Here is a 26,683-nt window from a genome sequence, read left to right as displayed (position 1 = left end):
TCAGCCTTCCTGCAGGCCGTTGTCGCTCATGCGCAGCACCCGGTCGCAGCGGCGCGCCAGGTCCGGGTCGTGGGTAACGATAATGAAAGCCGTGCCCAGGGTCTGCGACAGCTCCAGTGTCAGGTCGAACACCTGCTGCGCGGTGCTGTGATCGAGATTGCCTGTCGGTTCATCGGCCAGCACGCAGGCCGGCTTGGTGACCAGCGCGCGCGCCAGCGCCACCCGCTGACGCTCGCCGCCCGACAGCTCGCCCGGCACATGGCTGACGCGGTGCGCGAGGCCCACGCGCGTCAGCATGGCCTGGGCTTCGGCCTGGGCTTCGGCGCGTGCCATGCGCCGGATCATCAGCGGCATGGCCACGTTGTCCAGTGCCGAAAACTCCGGCAGCAGATGGTGGAACTGATAGACAAAGCCCAGCGAGCGGTTGCGCAGATTGCCACGCTCCGTTTCGCTGAGGGCGGCGACATCGTCGCCCAGCAGGGTGACGCTGCCGCGCGTCGGCGTATCGAGCCCGCCCAGCAGATGCAGCAGCGTCGATTTGCCGGAGCCGGACGCGCCGACGATGGCCACACGCTCGCCGCGTTGGACGGACAGGTCGATCCCCTTGAGGACATCGACCGAATAGCTGCCCTGGCTGAAGGTCTTGGCCAGGCCGCGGCAGGACAGCACGATCTGCGGATTATTCATAGCGCAGCGCCTCCGCCGGTTTGACACGCGCGGCCGACCAGCTGGGGTACAGCGTCGCCAGGAAGGCCAGCACCAGAGCCATGCCGCCGATGGCGCCGACATCGCTCCAGCGCAGGTCGGACGGCACGGTGCTGATCACGTAGACATCCTTGGCTAGGAACTGCACGCCGAGCAGATGTTCGATGAAGGGCACGATCACGTCGATATTCAGCGCCACCAGCACGCCCAGGCCCACGCCCGTGGCCGTGCCGATCAGGCCCACCAGGCCGCCCTGCACCATGAAGATCTTCATGATCGAGCGCGGCGACGCGCCCAGCGTGCGCAGGATGGCGATGTCGGCCTGCTTGTCGGTCACCGTCATCACGAGCGAGGACACGAGATTGAAAGCAGCCACGGCAATAATCAGGGCAAGAATAATGAACATCATCTTTTTCTCGGTCTGCACAGCAGCGAACCAGGTCTGGTTCAACTTGGACCAATCGCGGAAGTAAAGTTCCCCGCTCATGCTTTTACGCAATTCCGCGGCGATCTGGGGCGCCTTGTGCATATCCGCCACTTTCAGGCGCAGGCCGGCCGGCGCATCCAGACGCTCCAGCTTCTCGCCGTCGGCCAGGTGGACGAAGGCGAAGGCCGAATCGAATTCGTAATGCCCGGCTTCGAAGATGCCGACCACGCGGAAGGCGCGCATGCGCGGAATGACCCCGGCCGGCGTGACCTGACCCTGCGCCAGCGCCATGGTCAGCTTGTCGCCCACGCTCACATGCAGACTACGCGCCAGCGCCGCACCGAGCACGATATTGAAGGCGCCCGGCTCCAGCGCCGCCAGGCTGCCCAGCTTGACCTGACGCGCCACGTCCGACACCTTGGCCTCCTCGGACGGCAGCACGCCGCGCACGATGGCCGGCTTGAGGACATCGTCCACAATCAGCATGCCCTGGGTTTCGGTGAACGGCGCGGCCGCTTTTACGGCCGGATTGCGCGCCGCCTCCTGCGCCTTCTGCTGCCAGTCCGGCATGCTGCCGCGTCCATCGAAGACCTCGATATGGGCCAGCACCGACAGCATGCGGTCCGTGACTTCCTTCTGAAAGCCGTTCATCACCGACAGCACGATGATCAGGGCGGCCACGCCGAGCGCGATCCCGGCCACCGAGATGGCGGAGATGAAGGAGATGAAGCTGTTACGCCCGCTGCGCCGCCCGGCGCGCGTGTAGCGCAGGCCGACCAGCCATTCAAAGGGCAGTTGTTTCATGAGACTCATGGTAGGTAAAAGACAATCGACCCCGAAGTGTGCCACAGCCGGGCCGACCGTGGCAGGGTTTGCCACAAACGCTTACCAATTCGCGCCATGCCCTACAATAGCGGCATGTCACACGCCACCCTCGTTCTCCCATTCGGCCTGCCCCTGCCCGAGGTCGCGGGCGATCTGGCCAAGGTCATGCAGACGCCCTCACTGGCGCTGCTGCTGGCGCGCGCCCGGCGCAGCGCCCTGCCCTTCGACGACAGCCAACGCCTGCTGCCGCACGAGCAGTGGCTGGCCGCCCGCTGCGCCCTGCTGCCGGCCGGTCCCGGCCAGCGCTTTCTGGTCCATCCCACCCATGTGCAGGTGACACGCAAGCACCTCGTCATGGCCGACTGGCGCCAGCTCGATCTGGATGACGAAGAAGCGCGCGCCCTGCACGCCGCCGCCGCGCCCCTGTGCGAAGAGCTGGGCATCACCCTCAGCTACGGCAATGCCAGCACCTGGCAGATGCGGGCCGACCAGTGGACCGGCATCGACACCGCCTCGCCCGACATCGCCACCGGCGAAAACCTGAGCGACTACACGCCGACCGGCGCCAATGCGCTGGCCCTGCGCAAGCTGCAGAACGAGATCCAGATGCTGTGGTTCCAGCACCCCGTGAATACCGCGCGTGAGCTGCGCGGCCAGGCGCCCGTCAACGGCTGCTGGATCTGGGCCCCGCCCGCGCCCAGTCAGCCCGCAGTCGTGCATGCCAGCCCGGCACCATATGGGCTCGACCTGCCCGCCGCACCAGCACCCGGCCAGGGCGGCAGCATCTACCTCGACAGCCTGAGCGGCCCCGCCCTGCGCGGCGACTGGGGCAGCTGGCTGGCCGAGATCGACCGGCTCGAGCAGACCTGGTTCGCGCCCCTGCTGGCCGCGCTGCGCAGCGGCAGTCTGCGCCAGCTGCGCCTGATCCTGAGCGACCGCCAGCGCCTGGCCGCCTTCGATCTGCGCCCCACCTCCCTGTATCAGTTCTGGCACCGCCCCAGCCTGCAAGCCCTGAGCCAATGACCCGTATCAGCACCCGCCCCGTCCCTTTCCGCACCGCCGAAATGCTGCGCCAGAGCGGCGTCCACCCCGTGCTGGCGCGCCTGTTCGCCGCGCGCGGACTGGAAGCACCCGAGCAGCTATCGAGCGAACTCAGTGCCCTGATCGCCCCTTCCGGCCTGCTGCACGTGAGCGCCGCCGCCAGCTTCCTGGCCGACGCCATCGGCGCCGGCAAGCGCATGACCATCGTGGCCGACTACGACTGCGACGGCGCCACCGCCTGCGCGGTCGCCCTGCGCGGCCTGCGCGCCATGAGCGCCCGCGTCGACTACATCGTGCCGAATCGCTTCGAGTACGGCTACGGACTGACACCCGAAATCGTCGAACTGACCGCGCGCGAACGCACGCCCGACATCATCATCACCGTCGATAACGGCATCGCCAGCATCGACGGCGTCGACGCGGCCAAGGCGCGCGGCATCGACGTGCTGATCACCGATCACCACCTGCCCGGCCCCACCCTGCCCGATGCGCGCGTGATCGTGAATCCGAATCAGCCCGAGTGCGGCTTCCCCAGCAAGCACCTGGCCGGCGTCGGCGTGATGTTCTACGTGCTGCTGGCCCTGCGCGCCGAACTGCGCCAGCGCGGCGTATTCGACGCCGCCACCCAGCCCAAGCTCGATAGCCTGCTCGACCTGGTCGCCCTCGGGACCGTGGCCGACGTCGTCCGCCTCGACAGCAACAACCGCATCCTGGTCGCCCAAGGCATCAAGCGCATGCGCCAGGGCCGCATGCATGCCGGCGTCGCCGCGCTGTTTCGCGTGGCCGGCCGCAACGCCTTCCAGGCCACCCCCTTCGACCTCGGATTCGCGCTCGGGCCGCGCCTGAACGCCGCCGGCCGCCTCGAAGACATGGCGCTCGGGATCGAATGCCTGACCACCGACGACGAAGGGCGCGCCTGGGCCATCGCGCAGGAGCTCAACACGATCAACCAGCAGCGCCGCGAGATCGAAGCCGGCATGCAGGAAGAAGCCATGCTGCACCTGGACGCCTACGACCCGGCCGAGCGCAGCACCATCAGCGTGGTGGACGACAGCTGGCACCAGGGCGTGATCGGCATCGTCGCCGGCCGCCTGAAAGACCGCTTCTACCGGCCCACGATCACCTTCGCGCCGGCCGGCGAAGGCCAGCTCAAAGGCTCCGGCCGATCGATCCAAGGCTTCCATTTGCGCGACGCGCTCGATCTCGTGTCCAAGCGCAGTCCCGGCGTGATCGACAAATTCGGCGGCCACGCCATGGCGGCCGGGCTGACGATTGCCGCCAGCCGCTTCGAAGAATTCGCCGCCAGCTTTGAAGCAGTCGGCCGCGAGTGGCTCAGCAGCGCCCAGCTCGAGCGCGTGATCGAGACCGACGGCGCGCTCGAAGACAGCTACTACAGCACCAGCTTCATCGAGCTGCTCGACCAGCAAGTCTGGGGCCAAGGATTCCCGCCGCCCGTATTCTGCGACGACTTCCGCGTGATCAGCCAGCGCGTGCTGAAGGAAAAGCACCTCAAGCTACTGCTCGAGAAGAACGGCCAGCGTTACGACGCCATCTGGTTCAACCACAGCGAAGCCCTGGCCGAGCGCGCGCGCGTCGCCTTCCGCCTCGACGCCAACGAATACAACGGCGTCACCAAGGTCCAGCTACTCATCGAACACGCCGAATCCTGAACGGTGTCAGGTCCAATCCTGAACGGTGTCAGGTCCGGCAATCGGACATCCGGGAACTTCGGCAAACTTGGAAAGTTCCTCAAATGTCCGATTGCCGGACCTGACACCGTTTGGGATCTTATTTGGCGGGGCAGTCGGGGACGGGCCAGCCGTGGTCGAAGATGATGCGCCACTTGCCGTCGGATTCGAGGCGCCAGATGGAACTGAACTTGCTCTGGATGCGGCCGGTCGGGCTGTACACGGGGCCGGACGAGAAACCGAGCGTGCCGGAATCGAGTACCTCGACTTCCTTCGGCTCCCATGAGAACGGGGCCTCCTTCTCTTCGTACATCTTCTTCCAGGCGGCGGCGACGGCGTCCTTGCCGCGCAGGGGCTGGCCGCCGCTGAAGAACACGGCCTCGTCCGACAGGAAGCGCTTGAAGCCTTCGAAGTCGCGCTTGGCCATCGTGGCCGCAAACGCGCGCTCGGTGTCGGCAACCTGCTGGGTCAGCTCGGCCTTGCTGGGGGCGGCCTGGGCTGCCAGGGTCGCGCCGGCCAGCAGCAGGCTCATCACGGTACGTTTCATGGGTCTCCTTCTTGTTCTACATGGTGTGGACGATGAATTTGGCAATGCGCGCGCGCGTGTCCTCGTCGAGCGCGATGAAACGGGCGCCGATCCGGTAGCCGCTCGGCACGCCGGCGCGCCCACTGTGGACGACTTGCATTAAGGCTTCGTTATGCTCGGCCAGGCCGGGCAGTTCGAAGCGCAGCATGCGGGTCTGGCCGGAGTCGTAACCGTGCTCGGCATGGAAGGCGACGCCCACCTGGGAGATGTCGAGCAGGCTGACTTCGTCCCAGCGCTCGCCCAAGGCGTCGGCCACGGCGGCGTTGGCCTGGATCAGGGCGCGCACATAGGCGCGTTTTTCATGCATGCGTTTCTCCTCTCGACAATTTTGCTAGGCTAGCACAGTTGCCTCGCGTTAATTGTCACGAGTTGTCACGGGGTGCGCTACACTGTCGGCCTTTCGCTTTTCCCCGCTGCGCCATGAAACTCGAACCTGAAAAAGACACCGAACTGTTCGCCAAGATTAACCGCGAGACGGCCAAGATTCCGTGGTCGGAACTGGTGCGCCACTTCGCTCAGGGCAATGTGGTGTATGTCAGCGAGGAGCTCGACCTGGTGCGCGTGGCCATGCATATCGCGCATGACGACAAGGAAGCCGTACAGCGCTGGATGGCGGAGGGCAAGCTGGCCAAGGTCAGCGATGAGCAGGCCCAGGCCTGGACTGCGGCCGACCTGGAACTGTGGGCCTCGGTCATCAGCCCCTTCATCCTCGTGCAGCCGCCGCGCCAGCGCCTGCACTGAGACTTATTGCCCGAGGTCGAGGGCGAACACGGCGTAGCCCTGGGCGTCGCTGGCCTCGATCAGGCGCACATTGCCGATGCCGGCCGCCGTGGCCAGGGTCTGCGCGTCCGGCGCGGCGCGGAACAGCACCGGCCCGGCCGTCTGCACGCGGCTGAAACGCCAGCTGCGCTGGGCGCCATGCTCGGCGTGATGCAGCTGCTTCACGCGTTTGATGTAGGCGATCAGCACATCGCGGCTGGCGTCGGGTGAGGCGAAGATGGTCTTGCTACCATCGAGGCCGGGGAAATTGCCGCCGCCGCTGGCGCGGTAGCTGTTCGTCGCGACGATGAATTCCATCGCCGCCGTCACGTCCTTGCCCTGGTACTGGAGCGCGCGCACGCGCTGACCGGCTGGCTGGGTCAGGTCGATTTCGTACTGCAGCGCGGGCGTGGTCGGCATGTCGAAATTGAAGCCGGGGGTATTCGCATTCACCAGCTCCTGCGGCGCGCGCTGGCTTGGATCGATGCGGTTGAAGCGCTCGGCGCTCTTCTCCAGCCAGGCCTTGAGGCCGTCGCCATTGACCTTCACCGCGTAAAGCAGATTCGGATACAGGTACAGATCGGCCGCGTGGTTGATGGCCAGCGGTCCGGGCTTCACATCGGTGTAGTCGCGCGGCCCGGCATTGCCGCTCTTGAAGGGCGCGGACATCGACAGCACCGGCAGCGCCGCATACTGGGGCAGATTGGCGCGCACGTAGTCGCGCACGTACTCGGTCTGGGCCAGATTGACGATCTCGATGGCGCTGACGTCGCCCACATCGGCCAGGGTGCTGGCCATGCGGAAGTCGGTGCTGCCGATCGGGGTCTTCACGAAACCGATCGTGGCCGCGTGTTCGGCCGCGATTAGGTCGGCGAAGCGCGGATCGGCCGCCACATAGCTCTTGTCGGGCCGCTGGGTGGAGCGCACCTCGACCCGGGTCTGCTCGGACTGCACCAGCCAGCGCTTGCCGTCCGAGCGCAGCTGCAGGCCGATCACGCCGAGCGCCTTGCCCCACATGCTGGCCATCACGGCCGGCACACCGCGCACGCGCCCGGCCACTTTATCCACGCCCGGCTGGTTGAAGGCGGCGTACTGGCTGCCCGCATCAGGAAAGCTCAGATGCAGATGCCCCATCAGAAGCGCGTCGATGCCGGGCACCTGGGCCAGACTCAGATTGGGATTCTCCTGGCTGGGGCTATACGGGCCCGTTTCCAGTCCCGCGTGCGACAGGACCACCACCAGATCGGCCCCTTTGGCGCGCATTTCGGGCACGTAGCGTTCGGCCGCCTCCTTGATGCCGAGCGTGCGCACGCGTCCTTCCAGCCAGCGCCGGTCCCAGGTCAGCACGGCCGGCGGCGTAAAGCCGATGATCCCGATACGCAGCGTGGTCTCGCGCGGCTGACCGTCCGGCCCCACGGCGCGCACGCGCTTGTCGATCAGGTGGTAGGGCGCAAACACCGGCAGGCCGGTCTTGGCATCCACCACATTCGCCAGCACCAGCGGGTAGCCGGGACCGGCGCAGCGGGCCGCGCTGGTGCCGCTTACCTGCTGCAGATACGGCAGGCCGTAGTTGAATTCGTGATTGCCGATAGTGCCGCCGTCATAGGCGAGCGCGCGCATGGCCTTGTGGATGGCGAGCGGCTGGCCGCAGCCGACCGGCTGCTCGATGGCCTGAAAATCGGACAGCGCATTGCCCTGGATGGTGTCGCCGTTATCGAGCAGCAGGGTATTCGGGAATTCGCGGCGCGCCTCGGCGATCAGCGTGGCTGTGCGTTCGAGACCGATGCTGGGGTCGGGCGCCAGCTTGAAATAGTCGTAGCCGAGCACATTCGCGTGCAGGTCCGTTGTTTCAAGAATGGCAAGCTTGGCGGTGGTGCCGGCCGGCGGCGCGGCCAGGGCGTGGCTGCCGATCGCGATCAGCAGCAGGGTCAGGGGTGTCAGGCGCATGGCGGCATCCTACCGCAGTGCGTTTTCCGCGCCAAGGGCGGGGTGTTTCTGGGGTATAATCGAAGGTTTCACAAATACCCACACATTGCCCAGCCATGGAAGCCGAACGCCTCAACGCCCTCTCCGCCCTGCTCGCCGATCTGACGTCGCGCGAAGCCGAACTTCGGAGGTATCTTTGACTTCGACCGCAAGTCGGAGCAGCTAGAAAACGTCAACGCCGAACTGGAAGACCCGAACGTCTGGAACGATCCGAAGCGGGCCCAGGACCTCGGCAAGGAAAAGAAGTCGCTCGAAGCGATCGTGCTGACCCTCGAAAAAGCCAAGGGTGACCTGGCCGATGCCCAGGACCTGTTCGCGATGGCGAAGGAAGAAGGCGACGAGGCCACGATCGAAGCCCTCGAAGCCGACGCTCAGGAATTCAAGAAGATCATTGAAGGTATGGAGTTCCGCCGGATGTTTAATAATCCGCTGGACCCGAACAGCTGCTTCATCGACATCCAGGCCGGCGCTGGCGGCACCGAAGCCCAGGACTGGGCCTCGATGCTGCTGCGTCAATACCTGCGCTACTGCGAGCGCAAGGGCTTCAAGGTCGAGATCATGGAACAGACCGACGGCGAGGTGGCCGGCATCAAGACCGCCACCCTGAAGGTCGAGGGTGAATACGCGTATGGCTTCCTGCGCACCGAGACCGGCGTGCACCGCCTGGTGCGCAAGTCGCCGTTCGACTCGGCCGGCGGCCGCCACACCTCCTTCGTGTCGCTGTTCGTCTACCCCGAGGTGGACGACTCGATCGAAGTCGACATCAACCCGGCCGACCTGCGCATCGACACCTACCGCGCGTCCGGCGCCGGTGGTCAGCACATCAACAAGACCGACTCCGCCGTGCGTATCACCCACGGCCCGACCGGCATCGTGGTCCAGTGCCAGAACGACCGCTCGCAGCACCGCAATAAGGCCGAGGCCATGGACATGCTGCGTTCGCGCCTGTTCGAACTGGAACTGCGCAAGCGCATGAGCGAGCAGCAGAAGCTGGAAGACGCCAAGACCGATGTGGGCTGGGGCCACCAGATCCGCTCGTATGTGCTGGACCAGTCGCGCGTGAAGGACCTGCGCACCAACTACGAAACCGGCAATACCAAGGCCGTGCTGGACGGCGACCTGGACGAGTTCATCTCGGCCTCGCTCAAGCAGGGCGTCTGAACGATGAGCCGCCGCGCCTTCATCTTCGACATGGACGGTACCATCGTCGACAACATGGCCTTCCATACGCGCTCCTGGCTGGACTTCCTGGCGCGCCATGGCTGCCAGGTGGAGGCCGAGGCTTTTTTCCGCGACACTGCCGGCCGTCAGGCCCAGGAAATCATGCGCAGCTACCTGGGCGCGATGGACGATGCCACCAGCACCCGCCTGGCGCAGGAGAAGGAAGCCGTCTACCGCGACATCTACGCGCCGCATCTGCGCGCGGTCGACGGTTTCGACGCCCTCGTGGCCCAGGCCCAGTCGGCGCGCATCGCCCTGGCCGTTGCCAGCGCTGCCCCGCAGGAGAACATCCGCTTCACGCTGGACGGGCTGGATATCCGCCGCCATTTCGACGCCGTGGTCTGCGCCAACGACGTCGCGCGCGGCAAACCGGAGCCGGACGCCTTTCTGCTGGCGGCCGAACGCTGCGGCATCGCGCCGGCCGACTGCATCGTGTTTGAAGACGCGCCGCTGGGCGTGGAGGCGGCGCGCCGCGCCGGCATGCGCGCCGTGGCCCTGACCACCACCCTGCCCGCCAGCGCCTTCGACGCCTATGACAACGTGATCCGCATCGCGCGCGACTTCACGGAACTTGAATTCGGCGACCTGCTCGCCGCCTGAACACTGCAACCAAGACCATCGACATCATGACTACGGAACACCACCTCCAGGCCGACCACGCCGCCGACGAAAACAAGATCATGGCCGAGCGCCGCGCCAAGCTGGCCGCGATCCGCACCAAGGGCGTGGCCTTCCCCAACGACTTCCGCCCGCAGCACAAGGCCGCCGAGCTGCACGCCGCGCATGGCGCCAAGTCGCGCGAGGAGCTGGAAGCCAACGAGATTCCGGTGGTGCTGGCCGGCCGCATGATGCTGCGCCGCGAAGCGGGCAAGAAAGCCGCCTTCGCCACCCTGCAGGACGCCTCCGGCCAGCACGGCGAGGGCCGCATCCAGATCTACGTCACGGTCGACAAGGTGGGCGAGGAATCGATGGCCGAGCTGCACCACTGGGACCTGGGCGACATCCTGGGCGTGGAAGGCACGCTGTTCAAGACCAAGACCGATGAACTGACGATCAAGGTCAGCCAGATCCGCCTGATCACCAAGGCGATCCGCCCGCTGCCGGACAAATTCCACGGCATCGCCGACCAGGAGATGAAGTACCGCCAGCGCTACGTCGACCTGATCACCAGCGAGCAGACGCGCCGCACCTTCAAGGCCCGCACCGCGGCCATGAGCTCGATCCGCCGCTTCATGGAAGCGCACGGCTTCATGGAAGTCGAGACCCCGATGCTGCACCCGATCCCGGGCGGCGCCGCGGCCAAGCCCTTCATCACCCACCACAATGCGCTCGACATGGAAATGTACCTGCGCATCGCGCCCGAGCTGTATCTGAAGCGCCTGGTGGTGGGCGGCTTCGAGCGCGTCTTCGAAATCAACCGTAACTTCCGTAACGAAGGCGTCTCGACGCGCCACAATCCGGAATTCACGATGATGGAGTTCTACGCCGCCTACGTCGACTACCGCTGGATGATGGACTTCACCGAGCAGGTGATCCGCCAGGCCGCCATCGACGCCCACGGCACTGCCCTGCTGTCCTACGGCGGGCGCGAGCTCGATCTGTCCAAGCCTTTCCACCGCCTGACGATCTGCGAAGCCATCAAGAAGTACGCCCCGCACTACACGGACGCGCAGCTGAACGACTTCGACTTCCTCAAGGCCGAACTAGCCAAGTTCGACGTCAAGCCCTTCGCCACCGCCGGCCTGGGCGCGCTGCAGCTGGCCCTGTTCGAAGAAACCGCCGAAGCCCAGTTGTGGGAACCGACCTTCATCATCGACTACCCGGTCGAAGTGTCGCCGCTGGCGCGTGCCTCCGACACCATGGCCGGCATCACCGAGCGCTTCGAGCTGTTCATCGTCGGCCGTGAAATCGCCAACGGCTTCTCCGAGCTGAACGACCCGGAAGACCAGGCAGCGCGCTTCCTGTCCCAGGTCGAAGCAAAGAACGCCGGCGACGACGAGGCCATGTACTACGACGCTGATTACATCCGCGCGCTCGAATACGGCATGCCGCCGGCCGGCGGCTGCGGCATCGGCATCGACCGCCTGATGATGCTGATTACGGATTCGCCCAATATCCGCGACGTGCTGCTGTTCCCGCACCTGCGCCGCGAAGACTGATCCGGGCGCGATGGATACCAAGTCGCTCAAGCCGGGGGACCTGACCAAGCGCTTTAACAGGCTGCTCGCGCACCACCAGTTCGATGCGGTGCTGCGCGAGGCCAGCAGCATCGCCCCGACCCATCCGTGCTATTTCGAGGCGCAGACCTGGCTGCCGCTCGTGCACCTGCGCCAGAACCGCCTGCAGCAGGCCATGGATGCGGTCGACGCGACCTTGCAGGCCTATCCGAATTCGCCCGCCCTGCTCTGCACCAAGGCCGTGATCCACGGCTTCATGGACCAGCGCGCGGCCAGCTTCAGCTTCTACCAGCAGGCGCGCGCGGCGCTCGAAACCAGCTGGCGCGAAAAACGCATCACCGAAGCCGACTACGAACGCCAGCGCGCGCGCATCGAATTCAATATGGCCCTGCACCGCCTCGGCCTGATGCAGTTCGAGGCCTTCGAAGGTTATGAGCACCGCTTCGAAGCGCACGACAATCTGAAACGCGCGGCCTATGGCGAAACCGATCTGCCACCCCAGTTCATGGACTACCCGTGGTGGCGCGGCGAAGACCTGCGCGGCAAACGCCTCGTGGTCTGGAGCGAACAGGGCCTGGGCGACAATCTGTTTGGCGCGCGCTTTCTGCCGCTCGTCAAACGCGCCACCGGGGCCGCCTCGGTACGCTTTTCCTGCCGCCCGCCGCTGGTGCGCCTGATGCAGGGCCTTGAGGTGGACGTGGTCAGCGACCACGAGCTGCTCGATCCGGCCAGCTACGACTACCATGTACCGCTGATGAGCCTGCCGCTGCGCCTGGGCCTGACGCGCGACACGATTCCGGTCAAGACGCCCTATCTGCACGCGCGCCCGGCCGATGTCAAAGCCTGGCGCGAGCAGCTGCGCATGGTGCCGGGCCTGAAGGTCGGCCTGGTCTGGGCCGGCAATCCGCACCTCACTTACGACAAGCTGCGCAGCGTCTCGCTCGAGCAGCTGGCGCCGCTGGCCAAGATCCCCGGGGTCAGCTTCATCAGCCTGCAAATGGGTGCGCGCGACCTCAATGCGCACGGTTTTCACCTGCTCGACGCCATCTCGGCCTGCAAGGACTTTGCCGATACGGCGGCCCTGGTCAGCCAGCTCGATCTGGTCATCGGCGTGGACACCAGCACCATCCACGTGGCCGGCGCCATGGGCGTGCCCGTGTGGATGCTGAACCGCATCGGCTGCGACTGGCGCTGGGGCTTTGAAGGCGAGGACTGCTTCTGGTATCCGACCCTGCGCCAGTACCGCCAGGAGCGCGCTGCCTCCTATGCCGAACCGATCGCACGCATCGAAGCGGCCCTGCGCGCCCACCCGCAGCGGCGCGAACACGGCGGCCTGCAGGACCTGGACGAGGCCGCCTGGCTGGCCCTGCGCGACGACTTCATGCTGCGCCTGCAGCGCATGCAGACAGCGCCGAAGAAAAGCTTCTTCGCGCGCTGGTTCTCGAATGACGATCCTTTTTGACGAAAGCCCCGCCCATGTTCTCCTGGTTTGACGCCTCCGAAGCGATTGCCACCGGCATCTCGATGGCCGAGCGCATCATCAAGACCCTGCCGCCGGCCGCCCTGGCCGGCAATGCCAAGGCCGGCCAGAAGCACCAGCAGGCGCTGGAAAATCTGTACCAGCAGATCGAGCGCGAGAACATCAAGCGCAAGTACAACGCCTACAAGAAGGCGCGCCTGGCCTCGGCCTTTCAGGACACCCTGTTCGAGGCCGGCTACGACCAGACTTTCGTGATGGCCGCCACCAAGCGTCTGGTCATGAAGGCGGCCTACGGCAAAGAACGCTTCTAAGCCTTACTTCATCACCTTGTAGCAAGGCGTGTAGGCCTTGCCTGCGAGCTTCATGCGGCTCTGGGCAACGAAGGCGGCCAGCAGTTCGTCGAGCTTGTGCATGATGTCGGCGTCGCCGTGGATTTCGAAGTGGCCGTGCTGTTCGATCGCGCGGATGCCTTCGTCCTTGACGTTGCCGGCCACGATGCCCGAGAACGCGCGCCGCAGATTGGCCGCCAGCAGGTGCACCTCCTGATTGCGGTGCAGGCTGAGGTTGCGCATATTCTCGTGGGTCGGCGCGAACGGGCGCTGGAACTCGTGGTCGATCTTCAGCGACCAGTTGAAATAGTAGGCGTCACTGCAGGCCTTGCGGTATTCGCGCACCTGGCGGATGCCATTTGCCATTTCCTGAGCGACCTTGGCCGGATCGTCGATGATGATCTGGTAGCGCGCCTGCGCCGCCTTGCCGAGCGTGAAGCCGATAAATTCGTCGATCTGCGTGAAGTAGTCGCGCGCCGACTCCGGCCCGGTGAAGATCAGCGGGAAAGGCAGTTCCACATTGTCCGGATGGAGCAGGATGCCGAGGATGTAAAGGATCTCCTCGGCCGTGCCGGCCCCGCCCGGGAACACGATGATGCCGTGGCCGGTGCGGACAAAGGCTTCGAGGCGCTTTTCGATGTCCGGCATGATGACCAGATCATTGACGATCGGATTCGGCGACTCGGCCGCGATGATGCCCGGTTCGGTAATGCCGAGATAGCGCCCGTTGTTGATGCGCTGCTTGGCGTGACCGATGGTGGCGCCCTTCATCGGGCCCTTCATCGCGCCCGGGCCGCAGCCCGTGCAGATATCGAGCTCACGCAGACCGAGCTGGTAGCCGACTTCCTTCGAATAGTTGTACTCGGTGCGGTTGATCGAGTGGCCGCCCCAGCACACAACCAGGTTCGGATTGCGCTGCGGCTGCAGGATATTGGCGTTGCGCAGAATGTGGAAGACGGCGTCGGTAATGCCGTCGCTGGCTTTCAGGTCGAACTTGGGGTTGTCGCTGACTTCATTGCTGACGAAGACGATGTCGCGCAGCACGGCAAACAGGTGCTCGTGTATGCCCTTGATCATCTTGTTATCGACAAAGGCAATCGCCGGTGCGCCCTTGATGTCGAGTTTGATGCCGCGCTCGCGCTGGATGATGTTGATATCAAAATCCTTGTAGCGTTCGAGCAGTTCCTTGGCGTCGTCGCTGGCGCTGCCGCAGTTGAGCACGGCGAGCGAACAGTTACGGAAAAGTTTGTACAGACCGCCCTGTCCCGCATCGAGCAATTTGGCCACTTCGGCCTTGGACAGGATTTCGAGACGGCCTTCGGGAGAGACGAGAGTGTCCACGACGTCGTGGTTCATGTTGCAAATTCCTTAAACAGAGTAGAAACCTAAGCGGCCGCGCATGCGTGCCAATATACGACACCTCCGCCCCACCCCGCCAGCCCTGCCCGAAAAGGGCTGGACAGCTTCGTTTTCTAGATTACAATGCTGCGTCCGGCGACCCCGGGCACCCTGACACCATTCCGATAATTACATTTGGGAGAAACCGCATGAGCGGTGGAGCAACTACTCAACAGGAAGTCGCCATTCCGGAATTTAAACAGATCATGGGCCACCCCCAGCCGCTGTGGATGCTGTTTATGTCCGAGTTCTGGGAGCGCTTCGCTTTCTACGGTATCCGTTGGGCCCTGACGCTGTACATCGTCGCCCAGTTCCACGGTGGCGATGCCGCCGGCCAAAAAGACGCCAACCTCATTTACGGTTCCTATCTGGCCCTCGTGTATGCCGCGGCCCTGCTCGGCGGCTATGTGGCCGACCGCGTGATCGGCTACCAGCGTTCGATCCTGATTGGCGCCTCCTTCATGGCCGCCGGTCTGTTCATGATCTCGCTGCCGGACCCGAATATCTTCAAGCTCGGCCTCGCCACGATCATCACCGGTAACGGCCTGTTCAAGCCGAATATCTCGACCATGGTCGGCAAGCTGTACAAGATGGGCGACGAGCGGCGCGACTCCGGCTTCACCATCTTCTACATGGGCATCAACGCGGGCGCCTTCATCGCCCCGATTCTGACCCAGCTGCTGGCCCAGAAGGTCTTCAACACCGGCAATACCCCGGCCTACAAAATCGTCTTCATCTGCGCCGGTATCGGCATGCTGGTGTCCCTGGTCTGGTTCTACTTCGGCCGCAAAGTGCTGCAAGGCATCGGCGCGCCCCAGGCCGGCCAGGAAGACCGCAAGCGCATGGCCTACGTGGTCATCGGCGGCCTGGTCATCACCCCGATCACCTACTTCCTGCTGCAGATGGGCGCCGACACCCTGCAAGTGGTGCTGACGCTGCTGTTCATTATCCTGTCCGTGCTGCTGCTGATTGAAGGCGTGCGCGTCGGCCCGGTCGCGCGCGACAAGGTCATCGCCCTGCTGATCATCTTCACGGTCAACGTGCTGTTCTGGATGTTCTTCGAGCAGGCCGGTTCCTCGTTCACCTTCCTGGCCGAGAACATCGTGCACCGCGTTGGCGATCTGCACTTCCTGACCTCGCTGGCCGGCATGGACGAATTCCCGACCGCCTGGTTCCAGTCGGTAAACTCGGTGGCCATCATCACCATGGCCCCGCTGGTCGCCTGGATCTGGGTGAAGATGGGCAAGTTCAATCCCTCGATCCCGCGTAAGTTCAGCCTCGGCATCTTCTTCAACGGCCTCGCCTTCCTGATCCTGATGGTGGCCCTGAGCTCGATGGTCGATGCGGGCGGCAAGATTCCGTTCTGGACCCTGGTGGCTGTGTACTGGATCCAGTCCGTCGGCGAGCTGTGCCTGTCCCCGATCGGCCTGTCGATGGTGACCAAGCTGGCCCCGACCCGCCTGGTTGGCCTGGGCATGGGCGGCTGGTTCCTGTCGACCGGTATCGGCAACAACCTGTCCGGCAAATTCGCCGCCTTCATCTCGGGCGAATCGGGCATGTCGGTGGCCTCGGCCCTGCACGGCTACACGCTCAGCTTCTACGTGCTGTGCGGCGCCGGCGTGGTGCTCTTCCTGCTGGCCCCGCTGATCCAGAAACTGATGCACGGCGTGAAGTAATTTCGCCACAACGCACACAAAAAACCGGGCTGCGGCCCGGTTTTTTTATTTCTTCAGACTGCGCTTCATTTCGGCCATCTCGGCCACGATCCAGTTGCGGAAGCGCTGGATCTTCTGCATCTTCTCCTTGCTCGGATTGACGAGAAAACGGTAACCCTTGGAAAAGCGCGGGCTGCGGCTGGCGATCTGCTTCAGGCTGCCGTTCTGGATATCGTCATAGGCGATGCCATAGGCGACCAGGGCCACGCCCTGCCCGGCCACGGCGGCCTGGGCCAGCACCCCGTAGTGCGAATAGCTCTTGGAGAAATCGAACTTGCCCTTGGCGCCCTTGTTCTCCTTCAGGAACAGCAGCCAGGACTCGGTCGTGCGCTCGTACAGCAGCGGGTATTTGTGCAGCTCGGCCAGGGTAATATCGGCCTGGCCCGGGGCCAACAGGCTGGGGCTGTAGACGGCCACCAGCTGCTCGCGGAACAACAGGGACGGATCGTCGTCGTCCACCTCGCCATAGCGGATGGCCACGTCGGTGCTCGCATCGTCAAGGCTGACCGGGCGGTCATTCGAATCGAGGCGGATATCGAGGTCCGGGTAGAGCTTGGTAAAGCGGTGCATGCGCGGCACCAGCCATTTGATGGCCAGCGAGTGCGTGGTCGAAATATTCAGCACCTTTTCCTCGTCGCCCGTCTGCAGCGCATCGATCTTGTTGCGCAGCTCGGTCAGCATGCGGCCGACGGCAATGGCCAGTTCGCTGCCTTTTTCCGTCAGGCTGATGTGGCGCGGATGGCGGATAAACAGGGGAAAGCCGACCTGCTCCTCCAGGTGCTTGACCTGCTGGCTGATGGCGGCCGGGGTCTTGTGCAGCTCCTGGGCGGCCAGCTTGAAACTGCCCCAGCGGGCCGCACAATCGAAGTCGATCAGCCCGGACAGGCTGCGCAGGGCTTTGCTCATTCTTGGTGCATGAATAAGTTTTTCTTATTCATGGGATCAATATTTATCGTTTGAAATCCAGTTTGCATAGGAACAAAATATACCTCAATAGAAAGGACTTAGCCATGCGCAAGAATATTTTGGTGCTGGGCGGAACACGTTACTTCGGCCGATTACTGGTTCAGCGCCTGCTGAGCGCGGGCCACGCTGTGACGATTGCCACCCGCGGCCAGGCGCATGATCCCTTCGGCGAGCGCGTCAAGCGCATCCGCGTCGACCGCCATGACGAACTGGCCATGGCGCGCGCGTTTGCGAATATTCCCGGCTACGACATCATTTACGACCAGCTCTGCTACAGCCCGCTGGACGCCGCCATCATCACCCGTGTCTTCAAAGGCAAGGTCAAGCGCTATGTGATGGCCTCGACCATCGAGGTCTACCGCGAGCTGCTGGGCAGCCAGGAAGCCCCGTTTGCCGAGGACGACCTGCGCATCATGGCGCAGCCGATCGACACCCGCTATCCGTGGCATCGCCAGCAGCTGCCGCCCGAGGCCTATGCCATGGGCAAGCGCCAGGCCGAGGCCTATCTGTACCGCGATGGGTCACTGCCGGTGGTCACCGTGCGCATCGGCCACGTGCTGGCCGGCTCGGAGGACTACACCAAGCGCCTGGCCGGCTATGTGGAGCTGGCCCGCCTGGGCGCTCCGCTGCGCTACACGAATGCGGCCGCCGCGGCCTCCTTCATCAGCGCCCAGGAGATCGCCGATTTTCTGGTGTGGGTGGGCGCGCAAAACTTCAAGGGCGCGATCAATGCCGCCTGCGAGGGCGCACTCTCGGCCTTCGATCTGTTCCACCGGATCGGCGCCGTGCTCGATGTGCCGGTCAAGGCGATTCCGGCCAAGCTGCCGGGCCAGCCGTATGAGCTGAGCCCCTTCGACTACCCGCAGGCCACCTGGCTCGATACCACGCGCGCCCAGCGCCTGGGCTTCCAGTTCGGCCGCACCGACGAGTGGCTGGACGACGTGATCCGCCACTACGACCTCGATTACGTCTGAACCGGCACGGCCTGCTCGAGCAGGCCAAGCGCTTCCTGATACTCGTAAGCGGCGATATGGTCGGCCACCGCCTTGAGCGTGGCCGTGTCCATCAGGCCGGCCAGGCCGCCCTTCACGGCCAGGAAGTAGTCCGAAGCGTCGCCGTTGAATTCGGCCAGCATGGTTTTCAACTCGCCCAGGGCCTGGGCCGGATCGTCCACGCCAACCGAGGCCGCCGCCTGGGCGGGCGCGGTTTCGGCCAGACCTTCGAAACGCTCCACTTCCGCGATCAGCGCGGCCAGGGCCTGGGCGAGCGCATCCAGTTCGGCCGTCGCATCGATGCGGGCGCCGTCGGGCGCGGCGCGCAGCAGCTGCTCCACGCTGGCGGCGGCGGCGCGCACACGGGTGGCGGCGATGCTGGCGGCCAGGCCCTTGAGCGTGTGCGCCAGGCGCTCGGCGGCGTCGCGCTCGCCGGCGCGGATCAGCATCGCCAGCTTCTCGACGGCGTCGCGGTTGGCCTCGCAGAAGCTGGTCAGCATGCGCCCGTACAGCTCCGGTTTGCCCGCCATCTGGCGCAGCCCGGCCACGGCGTCGATTTCGCGCATGTCGACCAGACGCACATCGACCGCGCCCGACTGGCTGCCGGGCGCCTGATCGAGCGGCTTGCCGAGGCGGCGGTGCTCCAGCCAGCGCGCCAGCACATCGAACAATTCCTTCGGCTGGATCGGCTTGGCCAGATAGTCCTGCATGCCGTCCTCCATGCAGCGCTCGCGCACATCGGCCATCGCATGCGCCGTCATGGCGATGATCGGCACCTCGGCAAAGCGCTGGTCGACCCGGATCAGGCGCGTGGCCACGTGGCCGTCGATGCCCGGCATCTGCAGGTCCATCAGCACCAGCGCGTACTTGTCGGGGCCGGCCGCCATCAGCAGGTCGAGCGCTTCCTGGCCGTTGTTGGCCACATCGGCTTCGATGCCGACGATGTCGAGCAGCTCGCACGCCAGCTGCTGGTTCAGGTCATTGTCCTCGACCAGCAGCACGCGGGTGCCGGCGAAATACAGACCGCCCTCCCCGCCCGCGCTCTCGCCCTGGCGGGTGCGCTCGCCAAAGTGCTGGATCAGGGCTTCGAGCAGGGCCGCCACATGCACGGGCTTGGGCACAAAGCCGGCCACGCCGGCGCGTGAGGCCTCGCGCTGCACGTCTTCGCCGCCAAAGGCCGACACCAGCATCACCGGCGGGCGGCGCGTGATGCCGCTGTCGTTGCGGATCGATCGCGCCAGCGAAATGCCGTCCATGCCTGGCATCTGCCAGTCGGCCAGCACCAGGGTGAACGGCTGTTCGGCCGGTGCCTCCACCAGCGTGGTCCAGGCCGTGGCAGCGCTGTCCACGGCGCGCGCCTCGAGTCCCAGCTCGCCGAGCGCGGCCAGCAGAATCCCGCGCGCCTTCGGATGGTCGTCCACCACCAGCACACGCGCGCCCTGCACGCGCGCCGGCAGCGGCGGGCGCAGCACGGCCGGGCGCACATTGAAGCCCAGGCGGAAATGGAAGCGCGAGCCGGCGCCGGGCGCGGATTCGCAGCGCAGATCGCCGCCCATCAGGTCGACCAGGCGGCGCGAAATCGACAAACCAAGGCCGGTGCCGCCGTAGCGCCGGCTGGTCGATCCATCGGCCTGGGTGAAGGGCTGGAACAGGCGGCGCTGCTGCTCCTGGCTCATGCCGATGCCGGTGTCGCGCACCTCGAAGTGCAGACGCACGTGCTCCTTGCCGGTCTTGGCCACGCCGATGGCCAGCTCGATCTCGCCGCCGCTTTCGGTGAATTTGACGGCATTGCTGACCAGGTTGATCAGCACCTGGCCCAGGCGCATGCCGTCGCCGACCAGATGGCGCGGCACCTCGGCGCCGACATTGAACATCAGCTCGATATGCTTGTCGCCCGCCTTCTGGGCCGCCAGATTGGAGACGTGGCCCAGTACATCGTCGAGCGAGAACGGCACCTGGTCGACTTCGAGCTTGCCCGCCTCGATCTTCGAGAAGTCGAGAATATCGTTGATGATGCCCAGCAGGGCCTGGCCGGCGCGGTGGATCTTGTCGACATAATCGCGCTGCTTGGGATTGAGGTCGGTCTTCAGGGCCAGATGGGCCATGCCGATCACGGCGTTCATTGGCGTGCGGATCTCGTGGCTCATATTGGCCAGGAATTCGCTCTTCAGGCGGGTGTTTTCCTCGGCCCGCTGGCGCGCGATCTGCTCGCTCTCGAACTGCTGCGCCATCATGCGGTTATGCAGACGCGCGGCGATGGCGCGCAGGTCCAGATGCAGCTGGTCGACGGCCATGGCCAGCACCTCGACTTCGTCCGGGCGGTAAGGCACCACGTCCTTCTTCACGCCGACGATCACAAAGCCCGAGAGCTGACCGCGGTGCAGGGTCGGCAGGGCCAGGGCCATGTCGAGCGCGGGCAGGCTTTCGTCCACGGCGACGGCCTGCTTCTGAGTGGCCAGGGCCAGGGCCAGCGGGTGGCTCGGCGCGATGCGGTGCGGCGCGTCGCTGGCGCCTTCGTCGATGCGCTCGAAACCGCCGTCGCTGCGGCGCTCATAAATGGCATGGTTGGCGCTGCCCGAAAAATCGCGCAGTGCCGCCAGATAGGCGGCGATCAGGCCTTCGCGGCTGTCGATTTCGGCGGCCGCCAGCACGGAGGCGCGCAGGCGCGCCTCCTTCTCGTGCCAGTCGCGATAGAAGCGCGGCTGGATGAAACGCTCCATCGCCCGGTACAGCGGACGGTACAAATAGTAGACCAGCAGGCCCATGCCGGCGCCCTGGCACAGGGCCAGCACGCGCGAGTCGAGCGGCATCAGGCGACGCGTCAGCCATTCGAGGAAGACCAGCAGGCCCGCGAGCATCAGCCACACGCCGCCATTGACCAGCGCGCGGTTCAGGGCAAAGCCAAAATAGAACACGCGGTGGCGCAGCACCGCATACGCCAGCCCCGCATAGCCAAGCAGGCAGACCGACAGATAGGTCATGCGCGCCACATTGCGCGGCAGCGGAAAGCCGATCACCGCATTGATCCAGGATGCGAGGAAGGCCAGGTAGATCACGCCGAGCGACATCGAGGTCCACTGCTGGCGCAGCTTCAGTTCACCTTCGCTGCTGCGCCAGCCGTCCCAGAAGGCCAGCAGGGCCGGGCACACCGACAGGCCCACCAGCACCGTGGTCAGCACCTGGGTCGGCGGGAAGTTGTACTGCACCAGCGGATAAAACTGCGGCACGGTCGCCACGATGCACAAGGCCAGATACAGCGGGTAAAAGCGCAGCATGGCGGCGCGCAGACCGCTTGGCTTGTCGTCCGGGTAGTAGAGCGAAAACAGCGCGAACAGATAGAAGATCGCCCAGAACAGCGCGCGGCTGGCGATGTCGGCCAGCGTCGCCATGAAGCCCGGCGGCATGCACATCGGGTAGAAGCGGATCGACAGAATCAAGAGCGCCACCGCCAGCGCGCGGCAGGCCGTGCTTTCGCCGCGCCGCAGGCCGATCAGGATGGCGAAGGCCAGCGACAGCAGGCCGAAGACGCCGATGATCAGGTACTGCAGCACGGCCTGCGGATCGACCCAGCCACGCGCCACGGTATAGGTTTCGATATGCCGCTGGCTCGACCCGTGCACGATGGTCATGCAGACCTTTTCGCCGACGCCGTAGATGCGCTGGGCGTCGTACACGCGGTCGTAGCGCACATGGTCGCCGACCTGCACCCCGGCGCGCTGCAGCGGCCCGCCCGCGGTCAGGGAGGTGATCTGCCATTCGAGCTGGCCGTAGCGGTCCACCAGCTGGCGCTCGAAGCCCAGGGTGCCCGCCTGGTCACCCAGGATGGCGCGGCCGGCAAAGGCCAGCTCGGTCAGAATGACGAGGGACGCAAACGCGCACAGCACCCCGAACAGGAGGCGCCAGGTCGGCAATGGCAAACGCAGGCGCATGGTCAGGCCACCGCCTTGAATTCAAAGGGGATATGCATATCAGACAGGCATCAACAGCGGCCACTATCGCATAAGGCCCGGCCCTTGAAAAGTTAAAAAATCCCTAAACGCCGGTGCAGCCGCTTGGGGCTATAATCAGCCGTCCCGCACCCGCCTCTGAGAGAGCCGTCTTGAGTATCACCGACAAGCTTCCCGCCTTCCTGCGCAAGCGTTCGCTGTGGCTGCGCAGCGCCATTCTCGCCGTCGCCGCCCTCGCCCTGCTGGCCATCGCCCTGGCCGTGTACACGGTCACCGTGGTCATGCCGAATCTGCCGGCCATCGACGTCATCACCGACTACAAACCCAAGGTCCCGCTGCGCATCTACACGGCCGACGGCGCCCTGATCGGCGAATTCGGCGAGGAGCACCGCGACCTGGTGCCGATCGCCCAGATGCCGCCGCTGATGAAGAAGGCCCTGCTGGCGATCGAGGACGCGCGCTTCTACGAACATGGCGGCGTGGACTGGATGCGCGCGGCCGGCGCCATCAAGAGCAAGCTGCTGGGCGGACGCCTGACCGGCTTCTCCACCATCACCATGCAGATCCCGCGCAATTTCGTGATCTCGCGCGAGAAGGTCTGGCAGCGCAAGCTGATTGAAATCCTGCTGGCCTACCGGATCGAAGCGGCCCTGAGCAAGGACCAGATCCTCGAGCTGTACATGAACCACATGTACCTGGGCCAGCGCGCCTACGGCTTCGGCAGCGCTGCCCGCATCTACTTCGGCAAATCGGTGCAGGAGCTGTCGATCGCGGAAACGGCCATGCTGGCCGGCCTGCCGCAGAATCCGGCCGCCCACAACCCGGTGGCCAATCCCAAGCGCGCCAAGATCCGCCAGCAGCAGGTGCTCAAGCGCATGCGCGAGCTGGACATGATCAGCGAGGACCAGTACCAGAAGGCCCTGCACGAGCCGCTGCGCGTGAATAACCGCGGCCAGGAATTCGACAGCCACGCCGAATACGCGGCCGAACTGGCGCGCCAGGCGGTCTACGCCCAGTACAAGGAGGAAGCCTACACGCGCGGCATCAAGGTCTACACGACGCTGCTGAAGGCCGACCAGGATGCCGCCTACGAGGCCCTGCGCCGCAATGTGCTGGCCTACGATCAGCGCCACGGGTACCGCGGCCCGGAGGCCTTCATCAAGCTGCCGGCCGACCAGGAGGAGCGCGACGACGCCATCGACGAAGCCCTGGCCAAGCGCCACGCGAGCGACCGCCTGATTCCGGCCGTCGTGCTGGAAGCCTCGCCCGAGCGGGTGAAGGCCGAAACCGCGGCCGACGGTCCGATCGAAATCAGCGGCGAGGGCCTGAAGCTGGCCGCGCCCGCACTGGCCGCCAATGCGCGCGCCGGCCTGAAACTGGTGCCGGGCGCCGTCATCCGCGTGGCCCTGGACGAGAAGAAGCGCTGGAGTATCACCCAGGTGCCACAGGTGCAGGCAGCCTTCATCTCGCTCGACGCCGAGACCGGCGCCACGCGCGCCATGGTGGGCGGCTACGACTTCAACCAGCAGAAGTTCAACCATGCGACCCAGGCCTGGCGCCAGCCCGGTTCCTCGATCAAGCCGTTTGTGTATTCGGCTGCACTGGAAAAAGGCTTTTCGCCGGCCACCCAGATCCTCGACGAGGTGCTCGAGCTGCCGGGCGAGAACGCCGGCGCCACCTGGGCGCCAAACAATGACGACGGCGTCTTCGATGGCCCGATCAGCATGCGCACGGCCCTGGCCAAGTCCAAGAACGTGCCCTCGGTGCGCCTGCTGCGCGCCATCGGCATCGATTACACGCACGACTACCTGACCAAGTTCGGCTTCGAGTCGGCGCGCTGGCCGAAGAACCTGACGATGGCCCTGGGCACCGGCTCGGTCACCGTGCAGCAGATGGCATCGGCCTACGCCGTCTTCGCCAACGGCGGCTACCGCGTCCAGCCCTGGCTGATCGCGCGCGTGGTCGACGCCAAGGGCGCCGTGCTGTCCGAGACCAAGCCGCCGGCCGCGCTGGGCGAGGACCAGCGCGCGATCGACCCGCGCAATGTGTTCGTCATGGACTCGATGCTGAAGGACGTGGCGCGCTTCGGCACCGGCGCCCAAGCCGCGGCCCAGCTCAAGCGCCCCGACGTGGCAGGCAAAACCGGCACCACGAGCGATGCGATGGACGGCTGGTTCGCCGGCTACGCCAACAAGCTGGTGGCCGTGGCCTGGATGGGCTACGACGAGCCGAAGTCGCTGGGCGGACGCGAATTCGGCGCCACCCTGGCCCTGCCGATCTGGATCGACTACATGCGCGTGGCGCTGAACCGCATTCCGGTGGCCGAGAAGTCCGTGCCCGAAGGCGTGGTCCAGCACGATGGCGACTGGCTGTACGAGGAATACGTGGGCCAGACCATGTTCAAGTCGATCGACCTCGATGAGGCGCCGGCCAAGCCGGCCGCCGAGCCGCCGCCCAAGCCCGAGGGAGGGGCCAAGGAATGATCGGCTGGCTGTCGCGCCTGTTCGGCGGCGGGAGTCCCGAGACGCCGGCCGCTGCTCCTTCCGCGGCCGCGGCGCCGGCGCCGACCGAGCCGCCGGCCAGCGTGCCAACCGCCACCTCGATGGTGGCGGACGTCGACAACCTGTATTACCGCTGGCTGGTGCAGGGCCAACACGGCCGCGCCAACCACGACGCCGCCCGCATCATCCTCGATGAGCTGGTGCGCGTGGCCAAAACGCCGACCGCCGGTGCCGAACTGGTGCCGCGCGTGCCGGCCGTGATCCCGCAGCTGCTGCGCAGCCTGCGCGACGAATCGCAGTCCGGCGCCGACATCGCCAGGCTGATCGCCCAGGACGTGGTGCTGGTGGCCGAAGTGATCCGCGAGGCGAACAGCCCCTTCTACCGCTCGACCACGCCGATCAAGACCCTCGACGGGGCCGTCATGCTGCTCGGGCAGAACGGCCTGCGCATGCTGCTGGCGCGCGTGGCCTTCCGGCCGATCATCAATATGCAGACCGGCCACTTCGTCAAGCGCGTGGCGCCGACCGTGTGGGGCCATGCCGAAAAATGCGCGCAGGCGGCCAGCCTGCTGGCGCCCGGCGCCCAGGCCCCAGTGTTCGAGGCCTATCTGGCAGGCCTGATGCAAAGCGTCGGCATGATCGTCGCCTTCCGCGTCATCGACCAGGTCCACCATGACGAAGTGCTGCCGCAGTCGGACGCCTTCTGCAAGGGACTGGCCAAGGCCGGCCACTATCTGTCGGCGCGCATCGCCCGCCTGTGGGACTTTCCGCCGAGTGTGGCGGAGGCCATCCGCACGATGCACGAAGCCCAGGCCGAAGCCCTGGGACAGGTGCTCGGCCTGGCCGACAAACTCGCCAAACTGCGCCTGCTGGTCGATGCCGGCCATGTGCCCGCCGATGATCCCTTCATCACCCAGGGACTGGACCGCGCGACCCAGCGCATCTTCGACAAACTGCAGAACGAGGAAGCATGAATGCCCTTCCCCATTGAGAACAAGCTGGTGATCGGGGTCGCCTCCTCGGCCCTGTTCGACCTGTCCGACTCGCACCAGGTGTATCTGGATAGCGGTCCCGAAGCCTATCGCGCCTACCAGGAGGCGCATCACGACCAGGTGCTGGGCAAGGGCGTGGCCTTCCCCTTCATCCGCCGCTTCCTGCAGATTAACCGCGCGTTTGCGCAGGAGGCCCCGGTCGAAGTGGTGCTCCTGTCGCGCAATTCGCCCGAGACCGGCCTGCGCGTCATGCACTCGATCGCCCACTATGGCCTCGACATCACGCGCGCGGCCTTCACCACGGGCGAATCGCCCTACGCCTATCTGCCCGCATTTAACTGCGCGCTGTTCCTGTCGGCGAACGAGGAGGACGTGCGCAAGGCGATCGACGCCGGTTACCCGGCCGGCCTGGTGCTGCCCGGTGCCGTGGACGACAGCGAGGACGACATCGAACTGCGCGTGGCCTTCGACTTCGACGGCGTGCTGGCCGACGACGAGGCCGAAGCCGTCTATAAGCGCAATATGGACCTGGCCGAATTCGACCAGCACGAGCTGACCCACGTGGCGCGCCCGCACCAGCCAGGGCCGCTGGCCACTCTGTTCCAGCGCCTGGCCGCCCTCCAGCATCTGGAGGAATCGGCGCGCGCGGCCAGCCCGGACTACCGGCGCATCCTGCGCATCGCCATCATCACCGCGCGCGGCGCGCCCTCGCACGAGCGCGTCATCACCACCCTGAAAAGCTGGGGCGTCTCGGCCAATGAGACCTTCTTCCTCGGCGGGATGAGCAAGGCGCGCGTGTTGTCAGTGTTCCGGCCGCATATGTTCTTCGACGACCAGCTCAGCCACCTGCGAGCGGAAGGCGCCAGCGTGCCGATGGTGCACATCCCCTTCGGCGTGGCCAACCGCCAGCGCTGATTCGGCGGCGAAATACGGCCCGAAACGCTATAA

At 65.5% G+C, this 26,683-nt stretch carries 21 protein-coding genes; 13 read left to right on the top strand and 8 right to left on the bottom strand.

Annotation, left to right across the window (positions count from 1 at the left end; translation table 11 throughout):
• Positions 1-687 carry a lipoprotein-releasing ABC transporter ATP-binding protein LolD gene (lolD, locus tag LZ005_RS09625; protein ID WP_237807083.1) on the bottom strand — a complete coding sequence of 229 codons (687 nt, stop codon included), beginning with the start codon at positions 685-687 and terminating at the stop codon, positions 1-3.
• Entirely contained in the window at positions 680-1,945 is a 1,266-nt protein-coding gene (locus tag LZ005_RS09620; protein ID WP_237807081.1) for a lipoprotein-releasing ABC transporter permease subunit, read from the bottom strand. Before LZ005_RS09620 ends, lolD begins: the two co-directional genes overlap by 8 nt.
• A 105-nt stretch (positions 1,946-2,050) precedes the next feature.
• Here LZ005_RS09620 and LZ005_RS09615 point away from each other — a divergent pair, with 105 nt between their 5' ends.
• Both LZ005_RS09615 and recJ read left to right on the top strand, forming a co-directional pair.
• Positions 2,051-2,980 (top strand): hypothetical protein, encoded by a 930-nt coding sequence (locus tag LZ005_RS09615; RefSeq protein WP_237807079.1) that lies wholly within the window; start codon positions 2,051-2,053, stop codon positions 2,978-2,980.
• A complete protein-coding gene (gene recJ / locus LZ005_RS09610; RefSeq protein WP_237807077.1) occupies positions 2,977-4,668 on the top strand; it encodes a single-stranded-DNA-specific exonuclease RecJ in 1,692 nt (563 codons plus the stop codon). Before LZ005_RS09615 ends, recJ begins: the two co-directional genes overlap by 4 nt.
• 118 nt (positions 4,669-4,786) lie before the next feature.
• Here recJ and LZ005_RS09605 read toward each other — a convergent pair whose 3' ends face one another.
• Both LZ005_RS09605 and LZ005_RS09600 read right to left on the bottom strand, forming a co-directional pair.
• A complete protein-coding gene (locus LZ005_RS09605) occupies positions 4,787-5,233 on the bottom strand; it encodes a DUF4440 domain-containing protein (protein ID WP_237807075.1) in 447 nt (148 codons plus the stop codon).
• A 16-nt stretch (positions 5,234-5,249) separates the two neighbouring features.
• On the bottom strand, positions 5,250-5,579 hold the full coding sequence (locus LZ005_RS09600) for a PilZ domain-containing protein (RefSeq protein ID WP_237807073.1): 330 nt from the start codon (positions 5,577-5,579) through the stop codon (positions 5,250-5,252).
• A gap of 113 nt (positions 5,580-5,692) precedes the next feature.
• On the opposite strand from LZ005_RS09600, the gene LZ005_RS09595 reads away from it, so the two are divergent.
• On the top strand, positions 5,693-6,013 hold the full coding sequence (locus LZ005_RS09595; RefSeq protein ID WP_237807070.1) for a DUF2288 domain-containing protein: 321 nt from the start codon (positions 5,693-5,695) through the stop codon (positions 6,011-6,013).
• 3 nt (positions 6,014-6,016) lie between these two features.
• On the opposite strand, the gene LZ005_RS09590 is transcribed toward LZ005_RS09595, so the two are convergent.
• Entirely contained in the window at positions 6,017-7,978 is a 1,962-nt protein-coding gene (locus LZ005_RS09590) for a bifunctional 2',3'-cyclic-nucleotide 2'-phosphodiesterase/3'-nucleotidase (RefSeq protein WP_237807069.1), read from the bottom strand.
• 95 nt (positions 7,979-8,073) lie between these two features.
• On the opposite strand from LZ005_RS09590, the gene prfB reads away from it, so the two are divergent.
• The 5 genes from prfB (at position 8,074) to LZ005_RS09565 (ending at position 13,206) form a co-directional block, all read left to right on the top strand.
• Positions 8,074-9,178, top strand: a protein-coding gene (gene prfB, locus LZ005_RS09585) for a peptide chain release factor 2 (RefSeq protein WP_237807067.1) whose coding sequence is annotated in 2 segments (ribosomal slippage) — positions 8,074-8,154 and positions 8,156-9,178 — 1,104 coding nt in all. Because the reading frame shifts where the segments join, the coding sequence is not laid out codon by codon here.
• Between the two features lie 3 nt (positions 9,179-9,181).
• Positions 9,182-9,838: an HAD family phosphatase gene (locus LZ005_RS09580; RefSeq protein ID WP_237807065.1), complete on the top strand. Its 657-nt coding sequence runs from the start codon at positions 9,182-9,184 to the stop codon at positions 9,836-9,838.
• A 26-nt stretch (positions 9,839-9,864) separates the two neighbouring features.
• Positions 9,865-11,397, top strand: a complete 1,533-nt coding sequence (lysS, locus tag LZ005_RS09575) for a lysine--tRNA ligase (RefSeq protein WP_237807063.1) — start codon at positions 9,865-9,867, stop codon at positions 11,395-11,397.
• A 10-nt stretch (positions 11,398-11,407) separates the two neighbouring features.
• Positions 11,408-12,877: a hypothetical protein gene (locus tag LZ005_RS09570; protein WP_237807061.1), complete on the top strand. Its 1,470-nt coding sequence runs from the start codon at positions 11,408-11,410 to the stop codon at positions 12,875-12,877.
• 14 nt (positions 12,878-12,891) lie between these two features.
• Positions 12,892-13,206 (top strand): hypothetical protein, encoded by a 315-nt coding sequence (locus tag LZ005_RS09565; RefSeq protein WP_237807059.1) that lies wholly within the window; start codon positions 12,892-12,894, stop codon positions 13,204-13,206.
• Positions 13,207-13,209: 3 nt separating this feature from the next.
• Here LZ005_RS09565 and ppnN read toward each other — a convergent pair whose 3' ends face one another.
• Positions 13,210-14,580: a nucleotide 5'-monophosphate nucleosidase PpnN gene (gene ppnN / locus LZ005_RS09560; RefSeq protein WP_269106636.1), complete on the bottom strand. Its 1,371-nt coding sequence runs from the start codon at positions 14,578-14,580 to the stop codon at positions 13,210-13,212.
• 191 nt (positions 14,581-14,771) lie between these two features.
• On the opposite strand from ppnN, the gene LZ005_RS09555 reads away from it, so the two are divergent.
• Complete coding sequence (locus tag LZ005_RS09555) at positions 14,772-16,298, top strand: peptide MFS transporter (RefSeq protein WP_237807057.1); 1,527 nt, start codon at positions 14,772-14,774, stop codon at positions 16,296-16,298.
• A gap of 45 nt (positions 16,299-16,343) precedes the next feature.
• Here the strand turns inward: LZ005_RS09555 and LZ005_RS09550 are convergent, their stop codons facing one another.
• Positions 16,344-17,243, bottom strand: coding sequence for a LysR substrate-binding domain-containing protein (locus LZ005_RS09550; RefSeq protein WP_237807055.1), 900 nt, complete (start codon positions 17,241-17,243; stop codon positions 16,344-16,346).
• A 104-nt stretch (positions 17,244-17,347) separates the two neighbouring features.
• On the opposite strand from LZ005_RS09550, the gene LZ005_RS09545 reads away from it, so the two are divergent.
• Positions 17,348-18,277 carry an NAD-dependent epimerase/dehydratase family protein gene (locus tag LZ005_RS09545; RefSeq protein ID WP_237807054.1) on the top strand — a complete coding sequence of 310 codons (930 nt, stop codon included), beginning with the start codon at positions 17,348-17,350 and terminating at the stop codon, positions 18,275-18,277.
• Here LZ005_RS09545 and LZ005_RS09540 read toward each other — a convergent pair.
• Entirely contained in the window at positions 18,268-22,224 is a 3,957-nt protein-coding gene (locus LZ005_RS09540; protein WP_237807052.1) for a response regulator, read from the bottom strand. The genes LZ005_RS09545 and LZ005_RS09540 overlap by 10 nt on opposite strands.
• A gap of 170 nt (positions 22,225-22,394) precedes the next feature.
• Here LZ005_RS09540 and LZ005_RS09535 point away from each other — a divergent pair, with 170 nt between their 5' ends.
• The 3 genes from LZ005_RS09535 to LZ005_RS09525 are packed head-to-tail and all read left to right on the top strand — an operon-like array spanning position 22,395 to position 26,650.
• Positions 22,395-24,725: a penicillin-binding protein 1A gene (locus LZ005_RS09535; protein ID WP_269106635.1), complete on the top strand. Its 2,331-nt coding sequence runs from the start codon at positions 22,395-22,397 to the stop codon at positions 24,723-24,725.
• Positions 24,722-25,717, top strand: coding sequence for an HDOD domain-containing protein (locus tag LZ005_RS09530; protein ID WP_237807050.1), 996 nt, complete (start codon positions 24,722-24,724; stop codon positions 25,715-25,717). Before LZ005_RS09535 ends, LZ005_RS09530 begins: the two co-directional genes overlap by 4 nt.
• A complete protein-coding gene (locus tag LZ005_RS09525; protein ID WP_237807048.1) occupies positions 25,718-26,650 on the top strand; it encodes a 5'-nucleotidase in 933 nt (310 codons plus the stop codon). It begins immediately after the preceding gene.
• Positions 26,651-26,683 lie beyond the last annotated feature (33 nt).

Source organism: Massilia sp. TS11 (assembly GCF_022012445.1).
GTDB lineage: Bacteria > Pseudomonadota > Gammaproteobacteria > Burkholderiales > Burkholderiaceae_D > Telluria.
The sequence above is the reverse complement of the archived record's forward strand: the minus strand, read 5'-3'. Positions and strand labels throughout refer to the sequence as shown.

Bases quoted from the DNA above. Each gene is read 5' to 3' on its own strand.
- LZ005_RS09555 (WP_237807057.1), top strand. From the start codon at position 14,772: ATGAGCGGTGGAGCAACTACTCAACAGGAAGTCGCCATTCCGGAATTT.
- LZ005_RS09530 (WP_237807050.1), top strand. From the start codon at position 24,722: ATGATCGGCTGGCTGTCGCGCCTGTTCGGCGGCGGGAGTCCCGAGACG.
- LZ005_RS09615 (WP_237807079.1), top strand. From the start codon at position 2,051: ATGTCACACGCCACCCTCGTTCTCCCATTCGGCCTGCCCCTGCCCGAG.
- LZ005_RS09605 (WP_237807075.1), bottom strand. From the start codon at position 5,233: ATGAAACGTACCGTGATGAGCCTGCTGCTGGCCGGCGCGACCCTGGCA.
- lolD (WP_237807083.1), bottom strand. From the start codon at position 687: ATGAATAATCCGCAGATCGTGCTGTCCTGCCGCGGCCTGGCCAAGACC.
- LZ005_RS09600 (WP_237807073.1), bottom strand. From the start codon at position 5,579: ATGCATGAAAAACGCGCCTATGTGCGCGCCCTGATCCAGGCCAACGCC.
- LZ005_RS09580 (WP_237807065.1), top strand. From the start codon at position 9,182: ATGAGCCGCCGCGCCTTCATCTTCGACATGGACGGTACCATCGTCGAC.
- LZ005_RS09565 (WP_237807059.1), top strand. From the start codon at position 12,892: ATGTTCTCCTGGTTTGACGCCTCCGAAGCGATTGCCACCGGCATCTCG.
- LZ005_RS09540 (WP_237807052.1), bottom strand. From the start codon at position 22,224: ATGCGCCTGCGTTTGCCATTGCCGACCTGGCGCCTCCTGTTCGGGGTG.
- LZ005_RS09590 (WP_237807069.1), bottom strand. From the start codon at position 7,978: ATGCGCCTGACACCCCTGACCCTGCTGCTGATCGCGATCGGCAGCCAC.
- recJ (WP_237807077.1), top strand. From the start codon at position 2,977: ATGACCCGTATCAGCACCCGCCCCGTCCCTTTCCGCACCGCCGAAATG.
- LZ005_RS09620 (WP_237807081.1), bottom strand. From the start codon at position 1,945: ATGAGTCTCATGAAACAACTGCCCTTTGAATGGCTGGTCGGCCTGCGC.
- LZ005_RS09595 (WP_237807070.1), top strand. From the start codon at position 5,693: ATGAAACTCGAACCTGAAAAAGACACCGAACTGTTCGCCAAGATTAAC.
- ppnN (WP_269106636.1), bottom strand. From the start codon at position 14,580: ATGAACCACGACGTCGTGGACACTCTCGTCTCTCCCGAAGGCCGTCTC.
- LZ005_RS09545 (WP_237807054.1), top strand. From the start codon at position 17,348: ATGCGCAAGAATATTTTGGTGCTGGGCGGAACACGTTACTTCGGCCGA.
- LZ005_RS09550 (WP_237807055.1), bottom strand. From the start codon at position 17,243: ATGAGCAAAGCCCTGCGCAGCCTGTCCGGGCTGATCGACTTCGATTGT.
- lysS (WP_237807063.1), top strand. From the start codon at position 9,865: ATGACTACGGAACACCACCTCCAGGCCGACCACGCCGCCGACGAAAAC.
- LZ005_RS09570 (WP_237807061.1), top strand. From the start codon at position 11,408: ATGGATACCAAGTCGCTCAAGCCGGGGGACCTGACCAAGCGCTTTAAC.
- LZ005_RS09525 (WP_237807048.1), top strand. From the start codon at position 25,718: ATGCCCTTCCCCATTGAGAACAAGCTGGTGATCGGGGTCGCCTCCTCG.